This is a genomic window from Methylobacterium gnaphalii, assembly GCF_007992215.1.
Classification (GTDB): domain Bacteria; phylum Pseudomonadota; class Alphaproteobacteria; order Rhizobiales; family Beijerinckiaceae; genus Methylobacterium; species Methylobacterium gnaphalii.
This window is the reverse complement of sequence record NZ_BJZV01000004.1, coordinates 16,157-40,211: the sequence shown is the minus strand read 5'-3', so window position 1 is coordinate 40,211 and position 24,055 is coordinate 16,157. Positions and strand designations below refer to the sequence as shown.

At 66.5% G+C, this 24,055-nt stretch carries 23 protein-coding genes; 18 read left to right on the top strand and 5 right to left on the bottom strand.

Annotated features, from left to right (window positions below; all coding sequences use genetic code 11):
* The first annotated feature begins 53 nt into the window (after nucleotides 1–53).
* Nucleotides 54–1,259: a SorA family sulfite dehydrogenase catalytic subunit gene (gene sorA / locus MGN01_RS04545; RefSeq protein WP_147045410.1), complete on the top strand. Its 1,206-nt coding sequence runs from the start codon at nucleotides 54–56 to the stop codon at nucleotides 1,257–1,259.
* Between the two features lie 13 nt (nucleotides 1,260–1,272).
* Complete coding sequence (gene sorB / locus MGN01_RS04540) at nucleotides 1,273–1,593, top strand: SorB family sulfite dehydrogenase c-type cytochrome subunit (RefSeq protein WP_170245835.1); 321 nt, start codon at nucleotides 1,273–1,275, stop codon at nucleotides 1,591–1,593.
* A gap of 53 nt (nucleotides 1,594–1,646) precedes the next feature.
* Here the strand turns inward: sorB and MGN01_RS04535 are convergent, their stop codons facing one another.
* Nucleotides 1,647–2,510 (bottom strand): NmrA family NAD(P)-binding protein, encoded by an 864-nt coding sequence (locus tag MGN01_RS04535; protein ID WP_147045628.1) that lies wholly within the window; start codon nucleotides 2,508–2,510, stop codon nucleotides 1,647–1,649.
* A gap of 103 nt (nucleotides 2,511–2,613) precedes the next feature.
* On the opposite strand from MGN01_RS04535, the gene MGN01_RS04530 reads away from it, so the two are divergent.
* On the top strand, nucleotides 2,614–3,585 hold the full coding sequence (locus tag MGN01_RS04530) for a LysR family transcriptional regulator (protein WP_147045409.1): 972 nt from the start codon (nucleotides 2,614–2,616) through the stop codon (nucleotides 3,583–3,585).
* Between the two features lie 8 nt (nucleotides 3,586–3,593).
* Here the strand turns inward: MGN01_RS04530 and xsc are convergent, their stop codons facing one another.
* Nucleotides 3,594–5,369: a sulfoacetaldehyde acetyltransferase gene (gene xsc, locus MGN01_RS04525; RefSeq protein ID WP_147045408.1), complete on the bottom strand. Its 1,776-nt coding sequence runs from the start codon at nucleotides 5,367–5,369 to the stop codon at nucleotides 3,594–3,596.
* A gap of 209 nt (nucleotides 5,370–5,578) precedes the next feature.
* Here xsc and MGN01_RS04520 point away from each other — a divergent pair, with 209 nt between their 5' ends.
* Genes MGN01_RS04520 through MGN01_RS04510 form a run of 3 tightly spaced genes read left to right on the top strand, consistent with a single transcriptional unit; the run spans nucleotide 5,579 to nucleotide 7,798 of the window.
* On the top strand, nucleotides 5,579–6,355 hold the full coding sequence (locus MGN01_RS04520; protein ID WP_147045407.1) for an IclR family transcriptional regulator: 777 nt from the start codon (nucleotides 5,579–5,581) through the stop codon (nucleotides 6,353–6,355).
* Nucleotides 6,356–6,393: 38 nt separating this feature from the next.
* Nucleotides 6,394–7,563 (top strand): acetate/propionate family kinase, encoded by a 1,170-nt coding sequence (locus MGN01_RS04515; protein WP_147045406.1) that lies wholly within the window; start codon nucleotides 6,394–6,396, stop codon nucleotides 7,561–7,563.
* A 52-nt stretch (nucleotides 7,564–7,615) separates the two neighbouring features.
* Nucleotides 7,616–7,798 (top strand): hypothetical protein, encoded by a 183-nt coding sequence (locus MGN01_RS04510; protein ID WP_147045405.1) that lies wholly within the window; start codon nucleotides 7,616–7,618, stop codon nucleotides 7,796–7,798.
* Nucleotides 7,799–8,947: 1,149 nt separating this feature from the next.
* Here the strand turns inward: MGN01_RS04510 and MGN01_RS04505 are convergent.
* Entirely contained in the window at nucleotides 8,948–9,193 is a 246-nt protein-coding gene (locus MGN01_RS04505) for a DUF6894 family protein (RefSeq protein WP_147045404.1), read from the bottom strand.
* Between the two features lie 223 nt (nucleotides 9,194–9,416).
* Here MGN01_RS04505 and MGN01_RS04500 point away from each other — a divergent pair, with 223 nt between their 5' ends.
* Nucleotides 9,417–9,656, top strand: a complete 240-nt coding sequence (locus tag MGN01_RS04500) for a hypothetical protein (protein WP_147045403.1) — start codon at nucleotides 9,417–9,419, stop codon at nucleotides 9,654–9,656.
* Nucleotides 9,657–9,749: 93 nt separating this feature from the next.
* Here MGN01_RS04500 and MGN01_RS04495 read toward each other — a convergent pair whose 3' ends face one another.
* Nucleotides 9,750–11,774, bottom strand: a complete 2,025-nt coding sequence (locus MGN01_RS04495) for an OPT family oligopeptide transporter (RefSeq protein ID WP_147045402.1) — start codon at nucleotides 11,772–11,774, stop codon at nucleotides 9,750–9,752.
* A 318-nt stretch (nucleotides 11,775–12,092) separates the two neighbouring features.
* Between MGN01_RS04495 and egtD the strand changes: the two genes are divergently transcribed.
* The gene (egtD, locus tag MGN01_RS04490) at nucleotides 12,093–13,013 is read left to right on the top strand and encodes an L-histidine N(alpha)-methyltransferase (protein WP_373319163.1); all 921 of its coding nucleotides are present in this window, start codon (nucleotides 12,093–12,095) and stop codon (nucleotides 13,011–13,013) included.
* 246 nt (nucleotides 13,014–13,259) lie between these two features.
* On the opposite strand, the gene MGN01_RS04485 is transcribed toward egtD, so the two are convergent.
* Complete coding sequence (locus MGN01_RS04485; RefSeq protein WP_147045401.1) at nucleotides 13,260–13,823, bottom strand: CYTH domain-containing protein; 564 nt, start codon at nucleotides 13,821–13,823, stop codon at nucleotides 13,260–13,262.
* 431 nt (nucleotides 13,824–14,254) lie between these two features.
* Here MGN01_RS04485 and MGN01_RS04480 point away from each other — a divergent pair, with 431 nt between their 5' ends.
* From MGN01_RS04480 to coxB, 10 genes are all read left to right on the top strand, one after another.
* Nucleotides 14,255–14,500, top strand: coding sequence for a hypothetical protein (locus MGN01_RS04480; RefSeq protein ID WP_147045400.1), 246 nt, complete (start codon nucleotides 14,255–14,257; stop codon nucleotides 14,498–14,500).
* A gap of 172 nt (nucleotides 14,501–14,672) precedes the next feature.
* Entirely contained in the window at nucleotides 14,673–15,308 is a 636-nt protein-coding gene (locus tag MGN01_RS04475; RefSeq protein ID WP_147045399.1) for a cysteine hydrolase family protein, read from the top strand.
* 378 nt (nucleotides 15,309–15,686) lie between these two features.
* Complete coding sequence (locus tag MGN01_RS04470; RefSeq protein ID WP_147045398.1) at nucleotides 15,687–16,346, top strand: cytochrome c3 family protein; 660 nt, start codon at nucleotides 15,687–15,689, stop codon at nucleotides 16,344–16,346.
* Nucleotides 16,334–19,141, top strand: coding sequence for a 4Fe-4S dicluster domain-containing protein (locus MGN01_RS04465; RefSeq protein ID WP_147045397.1), 2,808 nt, complete (start codon nucleotides 16,334–16,336; stop codon nucleotides 19,139–19,141). Before MGN01_RS04470 ends, MGN01_RS04465 begins: the two co-directional genes overlap by 13 nt.
* Nucleotides 19,138–20,493, top strand: a complete 1,356-nt coding sequence (gene nrfD, locus MGN01_RS04460) for an NrfD/PsrC family molybdoenzyme membrane anchor subunit (protein ID WP_147045396.1) — start codon at nucleotides 19,138–19,140, stop codon at nucleotides 20,491–20,493. Before MGN01_RS04465 ends, nrfD begins: the two co-directional genes overlap by 4 nt.
* A complete protein-coding gene (locus tag MGN01_RS04455; protein WP_147045395.1) occupies nucleotides 20,490–21,005 on the top strand; it encodes a DUF3341 domain-containing protein in 516 nt (171 codons plus the stop codon). Before nrfD ends, MGN01_RS04455 begins: the two co-directional genes overlap by 4 nt.
* Complete coding sequence (locus tag MGN01_RS04450) at nucleotides 21,002–21,523, top strand: c-type cytochrome (RefSeq protein ID WP_147045394.1); 522 nt, start codon at nucleotides 21,002–21,004, stop codon at nucleotides 21,521–21,523. The genes MGN01_RS04455 and MGN01_RS04450 overlap by 4 nt, the downstream gene beginning before the upstream one ends.
* Nucleotides 21,520–22,479, top strand: a complete 960-nt coding sequence (locus MGN01_RS04445) for a hypothetical protein (RefSeq protein WP_147045393.1) — start codon at nucleotides 21,520–21,522, stop codon at nucleotides 22,477–22,479. Before MGN01_RS04450 ends, MGN01_RS04445 begins: the two co-directional genes overlap by 4 nt.
* Nucleotides 22,472–22,990: a hypothetical protein gene (locus MGN01_RS04440; protein WP_147045392.1), complete on the top strand. Its 519-nt coding sequence runs from the start codon at nucleotides 22,472–22,474 to the stop codon at nucleotides 22,988–22,990. Before MGN01_RS04445 ends, MGN01_RS04440 begins: the two co-directional genes overlap by 8 nt.
* Nucleotides 22,987–24,054: a cytochrome c oxidase subunit II gene (gene coxB / locus MGN01_RS04435; protein ID WP_147045391.1), complete on the top strand. Its 1,068-nt coding sequence runs from the start codon at nucleotides 22,987–22,989 to the stop codon at nucleotides 24,052–24,054. Before MGN01_RS04440 ends, coxB begins: the two co-directional genes overlap by 4 nt.
* Nucleotide 24,055: the final 1 nt, after the last annotated feature.

The window sequence follows — 24,055 nt, the reverse complement described above, 5'->3', positions numbered from 1 at the left end:
CCAGCCAACGAAACGGCGGCCCCGGGAAGGGACCGACCGATAAGGAGGAAACGATGTTGCAACGACGCGATGTCCTTCGCGGCGCTGGCTCTGCCTTGCTCGCGAGTGCCGCCTTCGGCAGTCGCGCGAGCGCCGCGCCGAGCGATCGGGTGACCTTGCCCTTCGGCAATGGCGAGCGCCCGCTCGTCGCCTATCCCGGCAAGCGTCCCCTCATCCAGACGACGAGCCGGCCGCCGCAGCTGGAGACGCCGTTCGCGGTCTTCGACGAGGGCACGATCACGCCGAACGATGCCTTCTTCGTGCGCTACCATCTCGCCGGCCTGCCGAATGAGATCGACCCCGACACCTACCGCCTCGAGATCAAGGGCAAGGTCGACAAGCCGCTGAGCCTGTCGCTCGCCGACATCAAGAAGCTCGATCCCGTCGAACTGACGGCGGTGAACCAGTGCTCCGGCAATTCCCGCGGCTTCTTCGAGCCGCGCGTGGCCGGCGGACAGCTCGCCAACGGCGCCATGGGCTGCGCCCGCTGGAAGGGCGTTCCGCTCAAAGCCGTCCTCGAACAGGCGGGAATCCAGGCCGGCGCCCGGCAGGTGATGTTCGAGGGACTCGACGGACCCGTTCTCGAAACCACCCCCGACTTCGCCAAGGCGCTCGACATCGACCATGCCCGCGACGGCGAGGTGATGCTCGCCTATTCCATGAACGGCGAGGACCTGCCCTTCCTCAACGGCTTTCCGCTCCGCCTGATCGTGCCCGGCTATTACGGCACCTACTGGCTGAAGCATCTCAGCGCGATCACGGTGCTCGACACCACGCTCGAGAACTTCTGGATGAAGACGGCCTATCGCATCCCGTCCAACCCTTGCGCCTGCACGGAGCCCGGCAAGGCGCCGACGGCCACGGTGCCGATCAACCGCTTCACGGTGCGCTCCTTCATCACGAACGTGCAGGATGGCGGCCGGGTGAAGCCCGGGGAGACGGCGCTGCGCGGCATCGCCTTCGACGGCGGCTACGGCATCACCGACGTGCTCGTCTCCGGCGACGACGGACGCAGCTGGACGGTGGCCCGGCTCGGCAAGGACCAGGGCCGCTACGCCTTCCGCGGCTGGGAAGCGAGCCTCACGCTGCCGGCCGGCGAGCACAAGCTGCGCGTTCGCGCCATGAACAGGGTCGGCCAGTCGCAGCCGCTGGAGGCCCTGTGGAATCCGGCCGGCTACATGCGCAACGTCGTCGAGACGACCCGCGTCACGGCTGGCTGAGGGAGGGTTGACCATGACACGATCAGGAAAACGGCTCGGCCTCGCCGGCATCACCCTGTGCGGCATTGGCATCGGCATCGGCGCGGCCGGTGCCAAGCCCGTGACCTACGATCTGCCGGAGGACACGGCGAAACTCCGTCCCGGCCCCGGCGTCGAGGTGGCCGAGTCCCATTGCCTGACCTGCCACTCGCCGGACTACATCGCGATGCAGCCCGCCAAGAAGGGCCACGCCTTCTGGACGGCGGAGGTCACCAAGATGATCAAGGTCTACGGCGCCCCGATCGAGGACGCCGACGCCAAGAAGATCGCCGATTATCTGGCGGCGACGTACTGACCCCGCCGGGCGTGCGGCTCAGCCCGCACGCTCGGATCGGCACGGGGCGCGCATCAACCCCGCGCGACGAGGCCCGCAACGACCTCGTCGACGCCCGTCCTGCCCTTCAGCGAGCCGCTCTCGCCGGCCTCGAATTCGATCCAGCCCTCGTTGAACCCGTCGATCATGCGCGCGCGCGGTTCCGGGTTCCTCGCGCCGGCCGCCGCGAAGCGCGACTCCCACTCGGACCGCGCCACGGCCTGTGCGCGCACCGGGCGACCGAGCCGAGCGGCGAAGGCTGCTGCGAGTTGGTTCGGCGTGATCCGGCTCGGCCCCTCCAGCTCGACGATCCGCCGGCCAGTCCAGCTCTGGCCCAGTAGATCCGCACCGAGATGCCCGATATCGGCGATCGCCACCATCGGCACCGGCTTGTCGAGCGGCTGCAGGTAGCTCGCGATCACGCCTGTCTCCCTGGCGGCCTGCACATCGCCGGCCGCGTTCTCCACGAACCAGGCCGCGCGCAGGAACGCGATGGGGATGGGCAGTGCGGAGAGCGCCGCCTCGGCGATCCCGAGCTGGCTGAGGAGGTTCGGCTCGGTGGCCTGGGCGCCGATGGTCGAGAGCATGACCGCCTTGCCCGGACGCGCCTCGCGGAGCGCCTCCGCCAGCGCCGCTGCGATCGCGCGGATCTCGGGGAAGCCCGGCGCCGGGTCGAAGAGCGGCGGGATGACGATGAACACGCCGGCGCATCCGGCGAAGGCCCGCGCGAGGGCCGCCGCATCGGTAATGTCGGCAGTCGCGACCTCGCAGCCTCTTTCCGCCCATGCAGCCGCCTTGCGCACATCGCGCACGACGGCTCGAACGGGCTGCGCGGTGGCCACGAGGCGCTCGGCCACCTTGCCTCCGACCTGGCCCGTGACTCCCATCACCGCGTACATCGCGATCTCCCCATCCACCTGAATGTCCGGCAGGGAGTATCGCTGCCGGCCAGTCCGACATTAAGTGCGGCTTTGTCAGATCATTCCTGACAGGAGCGCCGGAATGGGCACAGGCTTCGACACGCGTCTTCTCTCCGGCGTCGGCGTCTTGAGCGCCGTGATCGACAGCGGCAGCTTCGTTCGCGCCGCCGAAACGCTCGGCATGTCGGATTCCGGTGTCAGCCGCGCCGTCTCGCGGCTGGAGGCGCGCATCGGCATCCGGCTTCTCGACCGAACGACGCGCTCGCTGCGCCTGACGGATGAAGGGGCGCGGTTCTACGAGCGGGTCGCGCCTCTCCTCGCTGGCATCGAGGAAGCGGCCACCGAGGCGGCCGGCGCATCGGCTGCCATCCGCGGGCGACTGCGGGTCGATGTCGATGCCTTCCTCGGGCGCACGATCATCGCACCGAGGCTCCCCGATTTCCTCGCGGCCCATCCTGGGCTGTCGGTCGAACTGACGACGCGCCAGTCCATCGGAGACCTCGTCTCGGACGGGATCGATCTCGGCCTGCGCTTCGGAACGCCAACGGCGGCCTCGACGGTCTCGCGCAAGCTGCTCGACACCCACGTGCTGACGGTGGCCTCACCCGCCTATCTCGGCCGCCGCGGTCGCCCAGCTCAGCCCAGCGACCTGACGGCCCATGCCTGCATCATGTTCCGGGATCCGGCGAGTGGCCGGCCCTTCGAGTGGGAATTCCACCGGGAGGGAGAGGTCGTTCCGGTCCCGGTGGGGGGACCGCTGACCATCGGCGAGATCGGAACGATGCTCGAAGCCTGCCTCGCGGGGGTCGGCATCGCGCAGATGCTCGGGATCGGCATCGCCGATCATCTCGCCGCGGGCCGCCTCGTGAACCTGTTCCCCGACTGGGGCGACGAGACCTTTCCGCTCCACGCGGTTCTGCCCTCTCGCCACTTCGCGCCGGCGAAGACCCGCGCCTTCCTCGACTTCGTCGCCGGGCTTCTGGCCGACGCGGCCGCCGATCAGGAAAAAGCCTCCCGGATGGTGCATCCTGGAGGCGCGTCAGCGTCGACCTAGGGCCGACCTCAGGCCGGCCGCTGCGGCTGCATGTCCGCCTTGTCGATGCCGGCGACAACCACCGGCTTCTTCATGGCGTCGCGGCGGAAGGGCTCGCCGAGTTCCTGGTTCAGCATTACCTCGATGAAGGTGGTCACGCCCTGCGCCTGGGCCTCGCCCGCCTGCTGGATCGCTTCCGTCAGCGCGCGCTGCGTCTCGACGCGCACGCCCTTGAAGCCGCAGCCCTCGGCGATCTTGGCGTAGCTCAGCTTCGGGTCGAGCTCGGTGCCGACGAAGTTGTTGTCGTACCAGAGGGTCGTGTTGCGCTTCTCGGCCCCCCACTGGAAGTTGCGGAAGATCACCATGGTGATCGCCGGCCACTCGTCGCGGCCGATGGAGGTCATCTCGTTCATCGAGATGCCGAAGGCGCCGTCCCCCGCGAAGCCGAAGACCGGCGTGTCCGGGCTGCCGATCTTGGCCCCGATGATCGAGGGGAAGGCGTAGCCACAGGGACCGAACATGCCCGGCGCCAGGTATTTGCGGCTCTGCTCGAAGGTGGGGTAGGCGTTGCCGATGGCGCAGTTGTTGCCGATGTCGGTCGACATGATCGCGCCGCGCGGCATGCCGGCCTGGATGGCGCGCCAGGCCTGACGCGGCGACATCTTCTCGGCTTCGCGCGCGCGGGCCTCGACGTTCCAGCTCGTGCCCTCGTCGTCCTCCTCGTGGTCGATCGAGGACAGGGCCTGCGCCCAGGCCGACTTGGTGCGGTGGATCAGGGATTGCCGCTCCTCGCGGCCGGCATTGCCGGCGCTCGCCGAGAGCTGTTCGAGGAGTTCCCGCGCGACGTGCTTGGCATCGCCGCAGATGCCGACAGAGATCTTTTTCGTGAGCCCGATCCGGTCGGAATTGATGTCGACCTGGATGATCTTGGCGTTCTTCGGCCAGTAATCGATGCCGTAGCCCGGCAGGGTCGAGAACGGGTTGAGACGGGTGCCGAGCGCCAGCACGACGTCGGCCTTGGCGATCAGCTCCATCGCCGCCTTCGAGCCGTTATAGCCGAGCGGGCCGACGGCGAGCGGGTGCGAGCCGGGGAACGAGTCGTTGTGCTGGTAGCCGCAACAGACCGGCGCATCGAGGCGCTCGGCCAGGGCGACGGATTCGGGGATCGCGTTGCCGATGACGACGCCGGCGCCGTTCAGGATCACCGGGAACTTCGCGTTCGAGAGCAGTTCGGCCGCATCGGCGATGGCGTTCTTGCCGCCGGTCGGCCGCTCGAGCCTGACGATCTGCGGCAGCTCGACGTCGATGACATGGGTCCAGTAATCGCGCGGGATATTGATCTGTGCCGGGGCGCAGCCGCGCCAGGCCTTCTCGATCACCCGGTTCAGTACCTCGGCGACGCGGCTCGGATCGCGCACCTCCTCCTGGTAGCAAACCATGTCCTCGAACAGGGCCATCTGCTCGACTTCCTGGAAGCCGCCCTGGCCGATGGTCTTGTTGGCCGCCTGCGGCGTCACCAGCAGCATCGGCGTGTGGTTCCAGTAGGCGGTCTTGATCGCGGTGACGAAGCCGGTGACGCCGGGGCCGTTCTGGGCCACCGCCATCGCCATCTTGCCGGTGACGCGGGAATAGCCGTCGGCGATCAGCGCGGCGTTGCTCTCGTGCGCGCAGTCCCAGAAGGTGATGCCCGCCTTCGGAAACAGGTCCGAGACCGGCATCATGGCCGAGCCGATGATGCCGAAGGCATGCTCGATCCCATGCATCTGCAGGACTTTGATGAAGGCCTCTTCCGTCGTCATCCTCATGGCGCGCTCTCCCACACTTGGCTCGGCCAAGCTGTTGTTGGTTGTCTCGTCGGCCCGGACGGCGGCGTTTCGTCGTCGCGCACAGGCCGAACCGGGGCGAGGCGCGCAGGGCGTGCGGCATCCTCGATTGATCCGAACCTAACGCCGCCCTCCGGCTCCATGCAACATAAATCTCGTTTTTTTGCTTTTTTCATTCAGGATTTCGGAATATGAAGCTGGAGACCATGGACGAAGTCGCCGAATCCTCCCCCGCGCTGAAGGCATTCAGCTTGCTCGAGACCATCGCTGCGATGGATCACGCGCCGACGCTCGCCGAGCTGACCGAGGCCGCGAACCTTCCCAAACCCACGCTGCACCGCTGGCTGAGCATGCTCGAGGGCGCCGAGCTGCTGCGGCGCCTGCCGGACGGCCGCCGCTACGAGCTGGCCTCGCGGGCGACCGCCCTCGCCTTCGCGATCCTGTCCAACAATTCGGGCTCGAACCAGCGCCACCAGATCCTGGAGCGGGTCGTCCGCGACCTCGGCGAATCCTGCAACCTCACGGTGCTGGAGGGCAGCGAGGTGATGTATCTCGACCGCGTCGAGGCGGCGGCCCCACTGCGCGTCGCCTTCCAGAAGGGCTCGCGCGTGCCGGCCCACGCCTCCGCGAGCGGCAAGCTGTTCCTGGCGATGATGCCGCCGGCCAAGCGCGACCGGGTGATCGGCACGCTCTCGCTGAATCGCTACACCGCCAACACCCTCGTCGAGACGGACGCGCTGCGGGACGAACTCGGCCGGATCAAGCGCGACGGCTACGCCTTCGACGACGAGGAATTCCTGTCCGGCCTGTTCTGCGTGGCCGTGCCGATCTTCGACCGGAACGGCCGCGACTGCCTCGCCGCCCTGGCGCTGCAGGCACCGGTGGTGCGCGTCTCGCGCGCCAATGCGGCCGAGCGCGTCCCGGCCCTGCGCGAGGCGGCGGATGCCCTCGCGGTCACCCTGCAATAAGCGCCCGCCCAGGGCGCCCTCACCACGGAGAGACGCCCATGGACGATGCCATCCTCGTGCTCAATGCCGGCTCGTCGAGCGTGAAATTCGCGCTCTTCGGGGCGGGGACGCTGGAGCCGCTCTGCCGCGGCGGCATCGAGGGAATCGGCAGCCGCGCGAGTTTCGGCGGCGCCAAGGGCCCGGAGGCCCACCTGTTCGACGGGGTGGAGCTGCCCGAGACGAGCAACCATGAGGCGGCGACGCGCTGGCTGCTCGATGGCATCCGCCGCTCGGATCGTCTCAGCCTGCGGGCCGCCGGGCACCGTGTCGTCCATGGTGGCCCGGACTTCTCCGCGCCCGTCGGCATCGACGATGCGGTGATGGCAGCCCTCGACAAGCTGATCCCGCTCGCTCCCGCGCACCAGCCGCACAACCTCGCCGCCATCAGGGCCGTGGCGAAAGCCTGGCCCGGTCTGCCGCAGGTCGCCTGCTTCGACACCGCCTTCCACCGCAGCATGCCGCGGCTCGCGCAGATCTTCGCGATCCCGCACGAACTCACCGATCAGGGCCTCGTCCGCTACGGCTTCCACGGCCTGTCCTACCAGCATGTCGCCGACGTGTTGCCCGGCATCGCGGGCGAGGCCGCCATGGGCCGAGTCATCGTCTGCCATCTCGGCCACGGCGCCAGCCTCTGCGCCATGCATGAGGGCCGCAGCATCGCCACGACCATGGGCTTCACGGCGCTGGACGGCCTGATGATGGGCATGCGCTGCGGCGCCATCGATGCCGGGCTGGTGCTCCACCTGATCGAGCAGCGCGGCATGGCCCCGGCGGAGGTCTCGGAGATCCTCAACCGGCGCTCGGGCCTGCTCGGCGTCTCCGGGATCAGCAACGACGCGCGCACGCTGCTCGCCAGCGACGAGCCGCGGGCCAGGGAGGCGCTCGACCTCTTCGCCTATCGCGTGGTGCGCGAGGCCGGCTCGCTGATGGCGGCGCTCGGCGGGCTCGACGCCCTGGTCTTCACCGCCGGCATCGGCGAGCGCTCCGCGGTAATCCGCTCAGGCATCTGCCGGGGCCTCGCCTGGGCCGGGGTCGCGCTCGACGAGACCCGCAACGCCGCGAACGAGACGCGCATCAGCGAGGACGCGGCCAGGATTCCGGTCTACGTCGTTGCCGCCGACGAGGAGCGGCCGATCGCGCGCGCTGTGCTCCAGCAGCAAAAATGTTAGCGTAACCGCTCCAGCCCGTTGCCGCGCCTTCGGCGAGCCCGATCTAGGGACGATGTCAAACAGCGAAAGTCCCCTGCGCGCACCGGAGCCCAGCCTTGACCTGTCACCGAAGCTCGACGAGGGCACGCGGGCCCGGTTGGGCGAGCAGTTGAAGCGGCTCTACGATCCCATCATCGAGGAACAGCTCGACCCACATCTCGTCGAGCTGCTGCAGCTCCTCGATGCCGAGCGCTGATCAGGCCTTGCGCCGGCTGCGCGCCGCGCATCCCGACGACGTCAGCGAGGAACAGGCGGATTTTGGCGCCGCCATGCGCCGGAGCGCGAGGCTCCGTGAAGCTGGGCCTGAAAGGCTCTGAAGCACTGAGGCGCCGCGTCAGGCGGCGCGATCTGAATATCGCGAAGACCTTCTTCGTCCCACTTCATCGCCAGCACGATCGCACTGGCGGGCGACAGACGGGTCGCGGTCCGTGGGCCAGACAGACTGGTACCGGTAATAATGAAGGGCATCTCTGCGCTCCAAGCCTGTAAGCGGGAGCGCGCGTCTCTCCCAGCCGTCAGCGCGTTGGACCGCATGACCGACGATACAGGGGCAACGCTCCCCACTTTGTATGGTTGCATACGTTATCGCCGTCGCGCCTCTCCGGGTCACGAGCCGTGGCTGAGTAGGCTCAGGAGAGTGGCAACGGCTTTCTGCACCCTGCTGCAACTCCCTGAAGCGTTCATGTTTTCAGTGCTCTGACGGTTTCCGTCAAGGCACGGCACGCTCTCGTCTCCGCCCCGAATGCGCTGACACGAAGCGGCGGGAACCATCCCAGACAACGCGTACGGTCTCAGAGATCGACGCCATGGCCGGCGGCGATCCTGGCAGCGAGGCCAGCCGCCTCCTCGTCACGGGTGGCATCGATAGGCTCGCCCTCCCCGATGAAGCCAGAGGTCGTCAGCCGGTGAGCACGCTACGCGCGTTCGCCGGGCTCTGCGCCGAGGGCGCCGATTGCGAGGGCGGACATCCATCTTGCCTGCCTCTCGCAAGGCGAGTGGCGAGGTCTCTCAGGCGTCAGGACCACAGAAATCTTCATCCGATGCTGAAGTCAGCGATAGCTGTCGCTTTCGACTGAGCAGGCCGGTTGCGGAACAGTCCGATAGTGCACCGTTCATCTTTCTCGAATTTGTGATGGCGTGCACTGCCATAACTGTCCGACTACTCTGGATATCTTCGTTCGATACCCTAACCTGCATGAGGTCATCCATGCGGCGGAGTGGTTCATGTCGGAGGATCAAACAGACTTGATTGCGGCCAGCCGACTGATCGCGCAAGCGAGGGATCGGTTGCGGAGGGGCGGAAGCTTCCGCCTGCATACGCTGCTCGACATGGTGCTGATCGAGATCAATCGCGAGGCTGCTCGCACTCTTCAACCTGGCACACAATCCGAACCTTCAACGGGATAGTGCCGCTCTCGTCTCTCACCGAGAGAACGAGCGTGCTTTCCCGGGCATCCTCCGCCTCGGCCGCCATGAGATTCGTGACGACCTTCAGAGCTTCGGCGCGCAGGATGACGCCGGCTTCGAGATCACGTCCGACAGGGTCGCAAAGGTTGGTGCCGTCGTGGATGTCGAAGAAGAAACGGGCCATGGCGTCCATGCCTTCAAGGCCGCCGGCTCGCACTGCCTACGGAGATCGCATCACCCTTATTCCTGGCGGCAGAAGACACAAGTCCGCGAACGCGAAAACTGCATTTTGCACGCATCGATGAGCTGCGGCGCGACAAATACTGGCCCAGGCCGCTAGACTATGTTGCTGCCGATCATCCTGGCGCAGGGCAATGGCATTCCCCTCCCCGCCGAGACTGCCGCCCATGCCTGAACGAACCAAAATCGTGTCCGCCATGCTGCGGATTGCCCGGCAGATCGTCGTCTCGGACGACTTCGCGCGCGATGCAGCGGCCTATGCGGACTTGGCCGCGAATATCGACGACGAGGCGGCAGCCGCGCTCCGCGCCATCGTGACCGCTCGCAAGATCGAGCTCGCCCAGATGCGCACGACCCTGTCGCTCTTGGCCAAAAAGCTTGCAAGCCTCCCGATCGAAGCAGCCTAGGCCGTCGCACGGCTTCTCGGAAAATCGGACCGTCACCGCATGGACGCGCGAACGTAGGGCGGCCACGCAGGCCGAAACCCTCACCACGATCGATCAACCCGCCCGCGAACCGGCACTCCCCTTCGCAGTCGCCTCGTTCCTGTCGGAGACGAGCACGTAGAACATGATCAGCGCGAGCACGAACACGCCGAGGCCGAGCCAGCTCGCGATCCACGCAAAATCCGGTCCGGCCAATGCAAGCGAGGACGAGCGTCCCGCAATCAGGTCGGCACTGGCGATCAGCACACCGACGAAGCTCTCGCCGACGAGGAAGCCGGACGAGAGCAGGACGCCTCGGCGACGCGCCGACCCGACCGCCTCCTCGGCGGCGTCCGGCCCGCGCGCCGTCCGCCGCAAGCGCCGTTCGGCGAGCCAGCCGAGCACCCCGCCGATGGCGATCGTCATCTCCACCGCGAGCGGCAGATACATGCCGATCCCGACCGTCAAGGCGGGAAAGGTGAGCCCGCGCCTGCGGAGCCGCGTCTCGACCCATACGAGGACCGCACCCAGACCGGCGCCGATCAGCACCATGGTCCACGGCAATTGCCCGTGCACGATGCCGCCTGCGATCTGCGTCATCAGCGCCGCCTGTGGGGCTGGCATCGCGTTGGCCTTGTCCATCCCCTCGCGTGGCAGGGCATCGACGAAGCCGTAGGCTTCGTAGAGCAGCGACAGCAGCGGAGCGATGGCGACCGATCCTATGGCAACGCCGATGCCGAGGACGACCTGCTGGCGCCATGGTGTCGCCTTCACGACTTGGCCCGTCTTGAGGTCCTGCAGGTTGTCGTTGGCGATCGAGGAGGTGGTGACGACGATGGCGGCGAGGAGGAGTGCGAGCCCCGTGACGAAGCGGTCCCCATCCGCTCCGGCCGAGGTGCCGATCAGCAGCGGCAGCAGAAGGGCCGTGGTCATCGTCGTCAGCACGCCGATTCCCGAGATCGGGCTCGACGACGAGCCGAGGAGGCCGGCGAGGTAACCGCAGGCGGCCGCCATCAGGAAACCGAACAGCACGACGAATGCGCTCGCGACAGCCACGAGCACCGGCAGCCATCCGCCAAGGTCACCCGAAGAGGCGAAGCTCGCAAGCAGCCACACCAACGGCACGCACAGGGCAAGCGCGGCGCCTCCGACCCAGGTGATCGGCAGGTCGCGCTCTTCGCGCGGCTCGTCCGTCTGCAGGCCGCCGCCCGCCGAGGCGAGTGCCGAACGGATGCTGCCGAGGATCGGCTTCGCCAGCGAGCCGACAGTCCAGAGCCCGCCGACCGCGATGATGCCTGCGCCGATCAGGCGGACCTGCCCGGACCAGACCGCCTCGGCAGCCGCTTCAGCCGAAGCGCCCGCATCCGGCGTCAGCCATGTCAGCACCGGCACCGCAATGCCCCAGGCGATCACGACGCCGGTGAGGAGCGCAAGGCAGGCGCCGATCCCGACGAGGTAGCCCACGCCCATGAGCGCCAGCGAAAATCCTGTCCCGAGCCGGAATACACCGCCTCCGGCAGCGATCGCGCCGTGCACACCATCGGCGAGCAGCTTGAACCCCGTCGTGGCGAGCCCGACCATGCCAGCTACGGCGGCCGCCCCGAGCAGGTCGCGCAGTCCCTTGCCCGCACCGCTCTCCTGGCCTGCCTTCAGCACTTCAGCAGCAGCGATGCCCTCCGGATAGGGCAGTCCGGCGCCGACGACGAGCGCGCGCCGCAGCGGAATCGAGAAGGCTACCCCGAGCAGGCCGCCGATGCCGCAGACGGCCGTCGTCTGCCAGAACGGGAAGCCTTGCCAATGGCCGATCAGCACCAGTCCGGGCAGGACCAGGATGACGTTGCAGAGCGTGCCTGCAGCGGATGCCTGCGTCTGCACGATGTTGTTCTCAAGGATACCCGAACCGCCCATCAGGCGGAGCGCACCCATGGCGATCATCGCGGCGGGAATGGAAGAGGAGAAGGTCATCCCCGTCTTCAGGCCCATGTAGATGTTGGCCGCCATGAAGACGATCGTGATGAACGCCCCGAGCACCAATCCGCGCGGCGCCAGTTCGGCCGCGGATCGGGTCCTCGATCCTGTCCTGGGCGTATTGGCATCCATCGACTGCTCCGCATCGTCCGATGCGAAACCCGTCGTACGATCAAAGATTTCCAAGATGCTTCGCAGCAGATGCTGCTGGGAACAGGCCGGACTCGCCGAAGTTGCCAGGGCGATGGGGCGCGATTCGATAGGCGCCGTCGCAGCATCCTGCCATCCCATGAGTTTGTGCCGAAACCGTCTCGGGCGGCGGTCAATGCAAACTCTCAGGAATCGATCCGTACGCGCATGCCCCAAGACAACGACGGATCGGCACGAGGCACCGCAAGCGCCCCTCTTGCAGACCGCTACGCACACGAACCGTCAATGAGTGGGTCCGACATGGAGCGTGAGGAGTTCCGGCGCGAAGCCGTCGCCGGCCTGACGAGCATGCCGAAAGGACTGCCAGGCAAGTTTCTCTGGGACGAGACCGGCTCGCGCATCTTCGACCGCATCTGCGACGAACCGGACTATTATCCAACACGGTGCGAGGCGGCACTTCTGCCGGAAGCGATCCGCGAGGTTGCGGCGCTCGTCGGGCCGGGCGCTACCGTGGTCGAGTATGGCAGTGGCGCGAGCCGGAAGGTGCGCAGCCTGCTCGATGCGCTCGACCGGCCCGCGCGCTATGTGGCGGTCGACATTTCGCGCGAATACCTGGAAGCCTCGGTTCAAAGACTCGCAGGGGATTATCCCAGCGTCGTCATGACTCCAGTCTGTGCAGATTATGCCAAGCCGATCCGGCTGCCGCTGTCTTGCTCGGACGGGCCAGTCCTTGGCTTCTTTCCCGGCTCAAGCATCGGCAACTTCGCGCCCTCTGATGCCGAAGGGTTGCTCGCACGTATGCGCGACACACTCGGATCGAGCCGATTACTGATCGGGGCCGACCCGACGCTCGATGAAATGCAGCTTCGAATGGCCTACGGTCGTAGTGGCGGCTTGATGCGGGCGTTCCATCTCAACATCCTGCACCGCATGAATCGTGAACTCGGTGCAGATTTCGATCTGAGCGATTTCCGTCACGAGGCTCGCATCCTGCGTAATCCCTTCCGCGTCGAGGCCCATCTTGTCGCCTCGCAAGCAAAGACCTACCGCGTGGATGGTACCGAAATCAGGTTCGAGGCCGGCGAAAGCGTCCGGACCGACACATCCCATAAGTATGAGCCGGCAGCGTTCAGGGCCCTCGCCGAGCGCGGAGGCTGGACCAGCGAACGGATCTGGCTCGACCACGACCAGCGTTTCAGCCTGCATCTGCTGAGCGCTTAAAGGCGTCTCAGACAGCAGCATCTACGCGACCGAGCTGGGGACTTGGCCAAGTGCGCAGACGTCCCGCCTCCATGGCCCAGTGGATTAAGTCAGAGCAGCATCAGCAGATCCGTCGTGTCGGAATGCCTCTTCCTACGAGATGGTCACCATCAACGGACGGCGGGATGAGCGCGACGCGGCCGGCTCGGTATGTTCGGCCGCGTCGCATTTCCTTGAGATAGAGGCAGAAGATATCAAAGCAGCAGCTCAGGCAGCCATCCGCGGCTTCCTCAGGACGACATAGCCTTGACCCACCTCGAAGAGATCCAAGACGGCATCGAGCGCTGCGTTGCTCGGCGTCGTCTCCCTTTGAGCCGGCGCACCGCTGATAGCTATGGCAGTTGGTTCGAATGCAGCTTCGCCTGAGACCTCGGCACCGAACCAAGCCGGCTGCTTGAATGCCCGAGCCGCGGCGGCGTCGGTGAAGACCACGCTCACGACATCCGGACCTGCTGGCGAGACGTAGTGATCGATCAGCGCATCCTGGCCATCGATGGGGACTGTCGTGCGCTCATAGACGATCTTACCTTTGCAGACGTCGAGCAGCGCATGACCATGGGTGCTCGGAACGTCAGTCCTCTCCTCGGTCGTGCTCCGATCTTTATCGGTGGTCGCCAGGATGAGATGGCAGTCGGCGCCTTCGATTCGGACGAACGAGACAGTCGCGGCATGAGGAGCGAAGTAGCCCTCAGTGCATTTCGAGCCGCCGCGTTCTTTGCGGATTAGACGTACCAGAGAGGGCGCGATGAGGAAGCGTCGTACGAGACTCATTTACCGAACTCCTTCATGAACGAGTCGAACCGAGCCTCGAATTGGGTCTAAAAAAAGACTTTCCGAAAATTATCCAGAGATAGATTTGTGGATACTGATTCATGCTATCGCTCAAGCGGCCAAGCTTGCTCGCGGAGATGGCTGGAAACTTGCGATTATTGAGTAGCTGGATGCCACTGATTCTCCCTTGTCTGCATCGGGTGTAGCTGGCAGCTGCCGGCATCGCACGCGCGCACGGCACGAACGATCACGCTGCAGCGCGACCACGGCCCCGAGGAGCTCAACAGGCATCCACGCTGCGCCCGCCATCCACGGCGGCACGACATCATCATTTTCTATCGCGCGACAACGTCCGGAGATTGAACTACGGCTTCCAACGTCGGTTTAGCGAGCCCGGGTAGTATGCAATCCGTTTTGGATCTGAGGGACGGATGACGTTTCCCGCCAGCTCCAGTCTCGCGAAAGTTCCCCTTTCAGTGTCTGAGCCGTCGAAATCAAACATGAACCGCCAACGGAGGCTGGTCTTCGGCATCCCCCGCCTCTTCGTTGGCCTGCTGGCTTTCATCGTGATTGGCATCGTCCTGCTCGTGTCGGTCTTCATGGGCACGAAGCCCACGCAAGATCAGCGAAAAAGCCCCCACGACCAGTCCCGCGAACAGGTCCAGTTGCCTCGGTAGGCGGATATGGCCGGGTTCTTCAACGATGGCTCGATGAGCAGAGCCGCGCGCCTCGGCTGCGCGCTTCCCATCGTCGATCTCTCGCGCTTGCCTGGTGGCGAGCCGATTGATCGTCGCGCAGGACAGCCTCGGCTGCCGACATCATGGCGAGCCGAACCGCTTTGGGAGAAACATGCGTAAACCTTTCGGCCTTCGCTTCGGCCCACTGAATGAGCGGTGCGCGCATCTCTGCGTCGATGCACAGCGAATGTTCGCGGAAGAGACCGCTTGGCATACGCCTTGGCTGTCGCGCGTGCTGCCGAACGTCGCCCGCATCGCGACCTCGCATCCTGGGCGGACGATCTTTACGCGCTTCCTTCCGGCACGTTCTCCCACGGAATGCAGCGGGGCATGGCGTCGCTATTACGAGGAATGGCCGTCCATGACCCTCAATGCGCTTGGGGAAGAGATGACGGAGCTATGCCCAAGTCTCGCCGGCCTCGTTCCGCCCGCTCGTATCATCGACAAGCGTGTCTACTCGCCTTGGATGGAGCCGGACCTCGACATGCTGCTGGCAGACTGGAACATCGATACGCTGATCGTCACGGGCGGCGAAACGGATGTCTGCGTCTTGGCCTCGGTGCTCGGTGCCGTTGATCGCGGCTACAGGGTCATCCTCGCCGCGGATGGCTTGTGCTCCTCCGCAGACGAGACGCATGATGCGATGATGACCCTCTACGGCAGCCGCTTCGGCGAGCAGATCGAGCTGACCGAAACCTCGGAGATCCTCGCGGCTTGGCCAGCGGCGCAGCAAGCTTCCGTGGCCTGACCACCCAACGCGATCATCAGGCTCCGCGAGATCAGGGCGGGGCCTACCGCCATCCATGCCACGTAGTCGACGATCAGACCGCTATGGCCTGTTCCAGCCCTGTCAGCGGGCTCGAACCGAACACTCCGACTGAGCCGCCCAACATCAGCCGTTAGGCGAAGCCGCGACAGCTTGAGGGCCGTGCCGACAAGGCTATCGCCGGAGAGAACCAGGACGGGCACGACGATCCCTCGGCGGACCCGATTGCGTTGGCGTGGTCATCTCGCAACCCGGTCACTGCGTGACTTAGAATTTCTCCATCATCGTTGAACCGGCGCGGCCCTGTCAGGCTTGTCCGGGCAGGGCCGGTAATCCGGCGCGCGGAATGCGCATGCGCGGATGGTGCAGATCTTTCGTCCGGGCGCCGACACGATCGCCCGTATCGTTCTCTTTGCGATCCCGACCGTGCCCGTGCTCGCCGTCGGCTTTGCCTATTCGCTGTGGCACTCTCCCTACGCGACAGCGCAGGACGTGACGCGCGAGCAACCCGTGCCATTCAGCCACGAGCACCATGTCGGCGGTCTCGGCATCGATTGCCGCTACTGCCATACCTCGGTTGAGAAGGCCGCCTTTGCCGGCCTTCCGCCGACCCAGACCTGCATGAGCTGTCATTCGCAGATCTGGACCAACGCGCCGATGCTCGCGCCCGTCCGCGCCAGCCTCGCCGAGGATCGCCCGATCGAGTGGCAGCGGGTGCATAACCTGCCGGGCTACGTCTACTTCAACCATTCGGTCCATGTGGCCAAAGGCGTCGGCTGTACGACCTGCCACGGACCGGTGCAGACCATGAAGCTGATCCGGCAGGCCGCGCCGCTCACCATGGGCTGGTGCCTCGATTGCCATCGCAACCCGGCGCCGTCCCTACGACCGCATGAGGCGGTGTTCGATGTGGATTGGCAGCCGCCCGAGAACCAGGCGGAGGTCGGCGCTCGATTGGCGAAGGAGCGCCATATCGCGTCGCCCCAGCGGCTCAGCGAGTGTTCGATATGCCACCGCTGAGCCGACGCGATGCGCTCCGGACGCTCGGAGCCGGGATTACGCTGGCGGCGGGCGGCTGCTCCAAGCCCAGAGAGCAGATCATTCCCTATGTGCAGGCGCCGGAGGAACTGCTGCCCGGCGTGCCAGAACGTTATGCGACGACGCTGTCGCTCGCCGGCTGGGGTCGCGGCGTCCATGCCATCGCGGTCGACGGACGGCCGATCAAGATCGAGGGTAATCCGCTTCATCCCGCAAGCCGCGGCGCGACCGACGTGTTCGCGGAAGCCTCCTTGCTCGATCTCTATGATCCCGACCGTTCGCGCGCCGTGACCGAGCGCGTGAACGGTATCGCTTCCTGGGACAGTTTTGAGCGCGCCCTCAGCCAGCCACTCGCGAGGGCGCGCGGGGCGAAAGGGCGCGGCCTGCATCTGCTGACCGGACGAGTGACCTCGCCCACCCTGGCGCGACAGATCGAGGCCTTGCTCGAGGCCATGCCCGAGGCGATCTGGCACGTGCACGAGCCGGTCGACGAGGCGAATGCCGGGCGCGGTGCGGAACTCGCCTTTGACAAGCCTCTCCGCGCGCTTCCGCAGCTCGACCGAGCTGAGACGAATCTCTGTGTCGGTGCCGACCCACTCGGCCACGGACCGGATCAGATCCGTCTGGCCTCGGCCTTCGCCGAACGTCGCCGCGACCCCTTGCGGTTCGGCCGGCTCTACGTGGCGGAATCCGCGCTCACTCTGACCGGCATCAAGGCCGACGAACGCCGGGCACTACATCCGCGGAACTTCGCCGCCGTGCTGGCATCGGTCGCCAACGCACTCGGCGCCAGCCTGCCTGTACCCGATCTCGATGCCGACGCGCGGCGTTTTGCCGAGGCTGCAGCCGCCGACCTAAACGCGCGAGCCGAGCGATCCCTGGTGCTCGCCGGCCCCACGTTGGCGCCCGAGCTCCACGCGCTGGTCCACTGGATCAATGCGCGGCTCAAGGCACCCATCGGCTTCATCGCACCGCCCGATCGGATCGGCGAGCGCGTCCCGGCCGATCTCGCGAGTCTCGCTGCCGCGCTCGAAGACGGCAGTGTCGTCTGTCTCGCGATCCTCGGCTGCAACCCGGTTGCGACCGCACCAGCCGACCTCGACATGGCGCGACGTATCGGCCGCGCCGGTTTCAGCGTGCATGCGGGCCTTCACGGCGATGAGACGGCAGGGGCGACGCAGTGGCATCTGCCGCTCTCGCACGAACTGGAAAGCTGGTCGGATCTCCGCGCTACGGATGGCACCGCAAGCCTCGTCCAACCCCTGATCCGGCCACTCTACAGGTCGCGCTCGATCCACGAGATCATGGCGCTGGTCGCGAACCAGCCGGCCGTATCAGGCTACGACCTCGTGCGTGCCACATGGCGCGAGGCCTGGAAGGAGCGCGGCGACTTCGAGAGCCTGTGGCGCCGCAGCCTGCATGAAGGGTTGATCCCCGACAGCGCCGCGCCGAGTGTCGATCCGGGCGAGCCGCGCCTACCGGCGCTACCGACATGGCCAATGGCCAATGGCCTCACTGTCGAGGTGCGGCCGGACCCATGCCAGTGGGACGGACGCTACGCCAACAACGCTTGGCTCCAAGAATGTCCCAAACCCGTCTCGAAGCAGGTTTGGGGCAACGCACTCGCACTCTCGCGGCACGAGGCAAGGCGGCGCGGTCTCGCGGCCGGTGATGTCGTCACTGTGAAGGTGGAGTCTCGCGAGATCGAAGTGCCGATCGTCATCGAGTCCGGTGTCGCCGAGGGCGTCGGTGTGATGACATTGGGCTACGGCCGTCCGCGAGCCGGAGCTGTCGGCACGGGATTGGGCAGTGACGCCTACCGGCTCGTCACGACGCGGTCGCCCTGGCACCTGCCGAGCGCCGAACTCGCGAAGACGGGGCGAACCCAGGACATCCTGCGCACGCAGAATTACGTGCAGATCGAGGGGGAGACCGAGAAGCTCTATCGCCAGATCGACCTCGCCAAGCTCGGCGAGACTGAGCCGCGGGGAATCGGCAGCGACCGGCCGAGCCTGCTCGCGCCTTGGACCGGCGACGCCGACGGCCATGCCTGGGCCATGGTCATCGACACCAACGCGTGCATCGGGTGCAATGCCTGCGTCGTCGCCTGCCAGTCCGAGAACAACGTACCCGTGGTCGGACCGGAAGAGATCGCGCGTGGCCGGATGATGCACTGGCTGCGCATCGACCTCTACGACCACGGTACGCCGGAGGCGCCGAAGGCTGGCTTCCAACCCGTCCCCTGTATGCATTGCGAGCACGCGCCCTGCGAGCCGGTCTGCCCCGTTGCAGCCTCGGTGCATGACGGGGAGGGGCTGAACGTGCAGGTGTACAACCGCTGCATTGGCACGCGCTTCTGCCAGGCGAACTGCCCTTACAAAGTCCGCCGGTTCAACTTCTTCGGCTACGCGGACGGGCAGCCCTACGCCAATCTCGGCGCGGAATCCGTCACGGCCCAACGCAATCCGAACGTCACGGTGCGCGCCCGCGGCGTGATGGAAAAGTGCACCTACTGCGTGCAGCGCATCGCCACCGAGCGGCAGAACGCCGAGCGCGACGGACGCGCGATGGGCGATGTCGTCACCGCCTGCCAATCCTCCTGTCCAACCCGGGCCATCACATTCGGCGATCTCGCCAAACCCGGAAATCCGATCGCCGCGATGCGGCAGGACCGGCGCCACTACGCGCTACTGGAGGAACTCAACACGCGGCCACGTACGACCTACCTCGCCGACCTGCGCAGCCCGAGCCCGGACCTTACGGAGGACCACTCGTGAGCGCCCGCCAGCATCACAAATGGATCGCGCCGAAGCGCCTCGGCTACGCTGAGATCTCGGCGGCGGTCTCCGATCCGATCCAGAGAGGCGGCCCCGGCCGCGCCTGGTTCATCGCTCTGCTCGGCATCCTGCCGCTCGTGCTGGCGACGTTCATCGCGGTCGGCGCGGTGCTCACCGTCGGTATCGGCCTGTCCGGGGTGAACACGACCGTCGTCTGGGGTTTCTCGATCGCCAACTACGTCTGGTGGATCGGCATCGGCAATGCCGGAACGCTGATCTCGTCGATGCTGCTGCTCACCCGTCAGGGCTGGCGGGCTTCGATCAACCGGTTCGCCGAGGCGATGACGCTGTTCGCTGCGGCGATCGCCGGCATCTTCCCGGTCATTCATCTCGGGCGTCCGCTCTATGCCTACTGGCTCGCGCCCTATCCGAACACCATGGAGCTGTGGCCGCAATGGCGCTCGGCTCTGGTCTGGGATTTCTGGGCGATCGCAAGCTACATCCTGTTCTCGCTGATCTTTTGGTTCACCGGGCTCCTGCCCGATCTCGCGACCATGCGCGACCGGGCCCAGACCCGCACCGGCCAGGTAGTCTACGGCGCGCTGGCGCTCGGCTGGCGCGGCTCGGCCCGGCACTGGGCGGTCTACGAAACCTTTCACAAGACGATGGCGGCGCTAGCGGTGCCGCTCGTCTGCTCGGTCCACTCGATCGTCGGGCTCGATTTCGCGGCGAGCCTGATGCCGGGCTGGCAGGAATCGATCTTCCCTCCCTACTTCGTGGTCGGCGCGATGTATTCCGGCTTCGCGATGGTCGTGATGCTGGCGATCGTGATCCGTTGGGGCCTGAGCCTCCAATCGATGATCACACCCGCGCATTTCGACGCGATGGCGAAAGTGATGCTCTTCGCCTCGATCGTCATGACCTTCTCCTACGCCACCGAGTGGTTCATGGCCTGGTACGGCGGCGAGCATGCCGACCGCACGGTGATCGGCTACTTCTTCACGGGCGACTACCGCTGGCTCTACTTCAGCCTGCTCTTCTGCAACTGCCTCGTGCCACAGCTGCTGTGGTTCCGAGCCGTTCGACTGAACCTCTGGCTGCTCGCCGCCATCGCAATCGTCATCAATCTCGGGATGTGGCTGGAGCGCATCCTGATCGTCTGGAACACGCTCTCGCACGGCTACGCGATCAGCCTTTGGCGGACCTATCACGTCAGTCTCTACGACGTGGTGATCCTCATCGCGCCGCTTGGGCTCTTCGTGCTCGGCTTTCTCGTCCTTGCGCGAATCCTTCCCATCGTCTCGATGCACGAGGTCCGGCAGCTCGCCCACCGTGAGGGAGCGGCGGCATGAGCACGCCGCTCCTCGCCGAGTTCGAGACGCCCGAGGCGCTGATCGCAGCGATGCGCCAGACGCGCGCCGAGGGGCACCGCGCGCTCGATGCCTACACGCCCTTCCCGATCGAGGCGCTGACGGAGGCTTTCGAGCCGCGGCGCAGGCTTGTGCGGCCGATGATGGCGGTAGCGGGGTTTGGATCGGCCGCCGCGATGTATGTGCTTCAATGGTACTCGTCGGCGATCGCTTACCCGCTCAATTCCGGCGGCCGCCCGCTGCATTCCTGGCAGGTCTTCCTGCTGGTGCCGGTCGAGTTCGGCGTGCTCATCGCGGCGATCGCAGGCTTCGCGGCCATGCTCTGGTCGTGTGGCCTGCCGGCTCTGCACCACCCGCTCTTCGTCATGCCGCAATTCGAGCGTGCCAGCCAGGACCGCTTCATGCTGCTCGTCGCGCCGAAGGGCGAGGCGGAGCCGCTCCGTCGAACGCTGGAGGAGGCCGGCGCGCGGCTCGTGGCGGAGATGCACGCATGATGCGTCTCGTCGCTATTCCCCTGCTGCTATCGCTCGGTGCCTGCGACGACCCCTCGATGCATCGGCAGAACCGCTACGAGACCTACGGCAAGGCACGGCTTTTCCCCGACGATGCCGAAGCGCGCACGCCTCCAGCCGGTACCGTTTCGCAGAGCGCCCTCGCCCGTGAAACCGCGCTGGCCGATCCGCCGCCCGTCGACGCCGCACTGCTGGAGCGCGGTCGGCAGCGTTACGAGGCCATCTGTACGCCCTGCCACGGCTACACCGGCCACGGCGACGGGATGATCGTGCAGCGTGGCTTCCCGCCACCGCCATCATTCCACGAGGACCGGCTGCGCGCGGCACCGGCCACCTACTTCGTCGACGTCATCACTAAGGGTTATGGGGTGATGTACGCCTACGCCGCCCGTGTCGAGCCGCGCGACCGCTGGGCGATCGCCGCCTATATCCGCGCCCTGCAGCTCTCGCAGGGTGCGCACGTCGCCGACGTTCCGGGGCTGGCGGAGAAACTGCCGTGACCGAGGCGCTCGCCCGCGGCTGGCTCGTCGCCTGGATCGTGTGGGGCATGGTGCCGATCGGAGCGCTCGTGCTCGTTATGATCCACGTGCTCACCGGTGGCCGCTGGGGCGAGACCTTGGCACCGGTCCTGCAGCCGGCGACGGCCCTGGTGCCGCTTGCGGCGATCGCCTTCATCGGCGTCGCAGCAGGCCTCGATGCCGATTATCCCTGGGCTGCCGGAACGGGCGCGGCCAAGCCCGACGTGCTGCGGCTCTACCTCAACCCGCCCCTGTTCCTGTTGCGCGCCGGCGTGACCCTGCTCGGCTGGTCGATGCTCGCGGTGCTCTGCCTGACGGGGCGTTGCGGCAGACTTGCAGCCGGCCTCGGCCTGAGTTTCTACGGGCTGACGATCAGCCTCGTCGCGGTCGACTGGATCCTGTCCGTCGAGCCAGGCTTCAACTCCTCGGCCTTTGCGGCCGAGATCGCATTGCATCAGATACTCGCCGCGCTCGCCTTCGCGGCGCTTGGCAGCCCAGCGGATCTCGACGCACGCAGCGCGAGCGATCTCGCCAACCTCATGCTCGCGGCGCTTCTGGGGGTCCTCTACATGGCGCTGATGGCGTTTATCGTCGCCTGGTACGGCGATCTGCCCGCCAAGGCGGGATGGTACCTCAAGCGCGGCGATGGTCTTTGGACCGGCGTTCTGATCGCCGCGCTGCTCGGCGGCGGCGTCCTGCCATTCGCGATGCTGCTCTTCGCTGGCGTGCGGCGAAGCCCTACGGCGCTGCGGATCGTCGGATGCCTGATCCTGATGGGTCTGACGCTTCATCTCTGCTGGATCGTCCTCCCCGCCTATGGCGAAGGAGCGGGCGCGGCCGCGCTCTGCGGCCTCTTCTGCATCGTCGTGCTGGCACTTTTGTCGGTCCTGTACCTGCACCTTCTTGGCCGGCGCCCGCGGAGTGTCGGCCATGCCTGACGCCGCGCGGGGCCAACTCCATACGCAAGTGCACGACGATATCGTCGGCCATGCGCCGCCGGGAGCCGAAGAGCCCTCGATCGCGCTGCGCCCGGTACTGCTGACCGGGTTGTTCATCGTTGTTTTCACCGCGGCGACGCTCGCCGGTATCCGCTACTACTATCGCAGTGAGGTGCCGAGCCCGCTCCTCACCGCACCACGGACCTTTCCGGCGCCACGGTTGCAGCAGAGCCCCGCAGCGGACCTCGCAGCCTTTCTCAAGGATCAGCGCGCACGCCTTGCCGGCTATGCCTGGCTGGACCGGGAAAAGGGCATCGCCCGCATGCCCATCGAAGAAGCGATGCGGCGGCTGTCCGAGCGTGGGCAGGCCGCTTATGCAGCGCCGATTCAGCCCGAGATCGTGCCTGCTCTCGGCAGCCGTGGCGGCGCGTCCGGCACCGTGGCCTCGCCCGACGCTCAACCGGGCGCCGTGCGGACGCCGGCTTCAACGGCCGGCGAGGAGGCGCACTGATGGGAAATCTCATCCCCGCCTTCCTCAAACCGGAATCCGCGTCGGTTCAGGCGGCGAAGGTCGACATGATCTTCACCGGCCTCACCCTGATCTCCGCGGGAATCGTCGCTCTCGTCATCGGACTGGTCGTCACCTTCGCGATCCGTTTCCGGCGCGGCTCGCGCGCCAACCGCGGTGAGTTACCGAGCCTGGTTTCAAGCGAGTTCGAGATCGGCTGGACGGCCGCGACCCTGTTCGTGTTCCTCTTCATCTTCTGGTGGGCGACCTCCATCGAGATCGGCGCCTATTCGGCCCCCAAGGACGCCATGGAGGTTCACGTCGTCGCCAAGCAGTGGATGTGGAAGACGCAGAGCGCGAGCGGTGCGCGCGAGATCAACGAGCTGCACGTCCCGGTGGGCGCGCCGGTGCGACTGATCCTGACTTCGCAGGACGTGATCCATTCCTTCTACATCCCGGCCTTCCGCCTGAAGCGCGATGCCCTGCCCTACCAGCAGACTGAAACCTGGTTTCAGGCGACCAAGACCGGCAGCTTTCATCTGCTCTGCACCGAATTCTGCGGCACCGACCATTCCCGCATGCTCGGCCGGGTGATCGTGATGGAACCGCAGGACTATGCCCGCTGGCTCTCGGCGCAACCCGAGCGCGACGGCCTCGCCGAACTCGGCGAGCGCCTGTTCACCGCGCGCGGCTGCTCGGGCTGCCACGATGCCGGCTCGAAGGTGCATGCGCCCTCGCTTGCCGGCATTTGGGGACAGGCCGTGCCGCTCGAAGGCAATCGCACCGCTACGGTGGATGAGGCTTATCTGCGCGATTCGATTCTGCAGCCGAAGCGGGACGTGGTCGTCGGCTACGAGCCGATCATGCCGAGCTACGAAGGCCTTCTGACGGACGGCGAGATCCAGAGCCTCGTCGCCTACATCCGGCTCGGCACCGACAAGCTCGACCTGATTCAGTCGTTGAGCCTCGAGCCCTCGCAGAACATCTGTGCGCCGGGTCAGTCCTCAGCGAGCCCTCGCAGCCCCGCCATGGTGCCGGGCGCGCCCGCCCAGACGCCGCGACCATGAA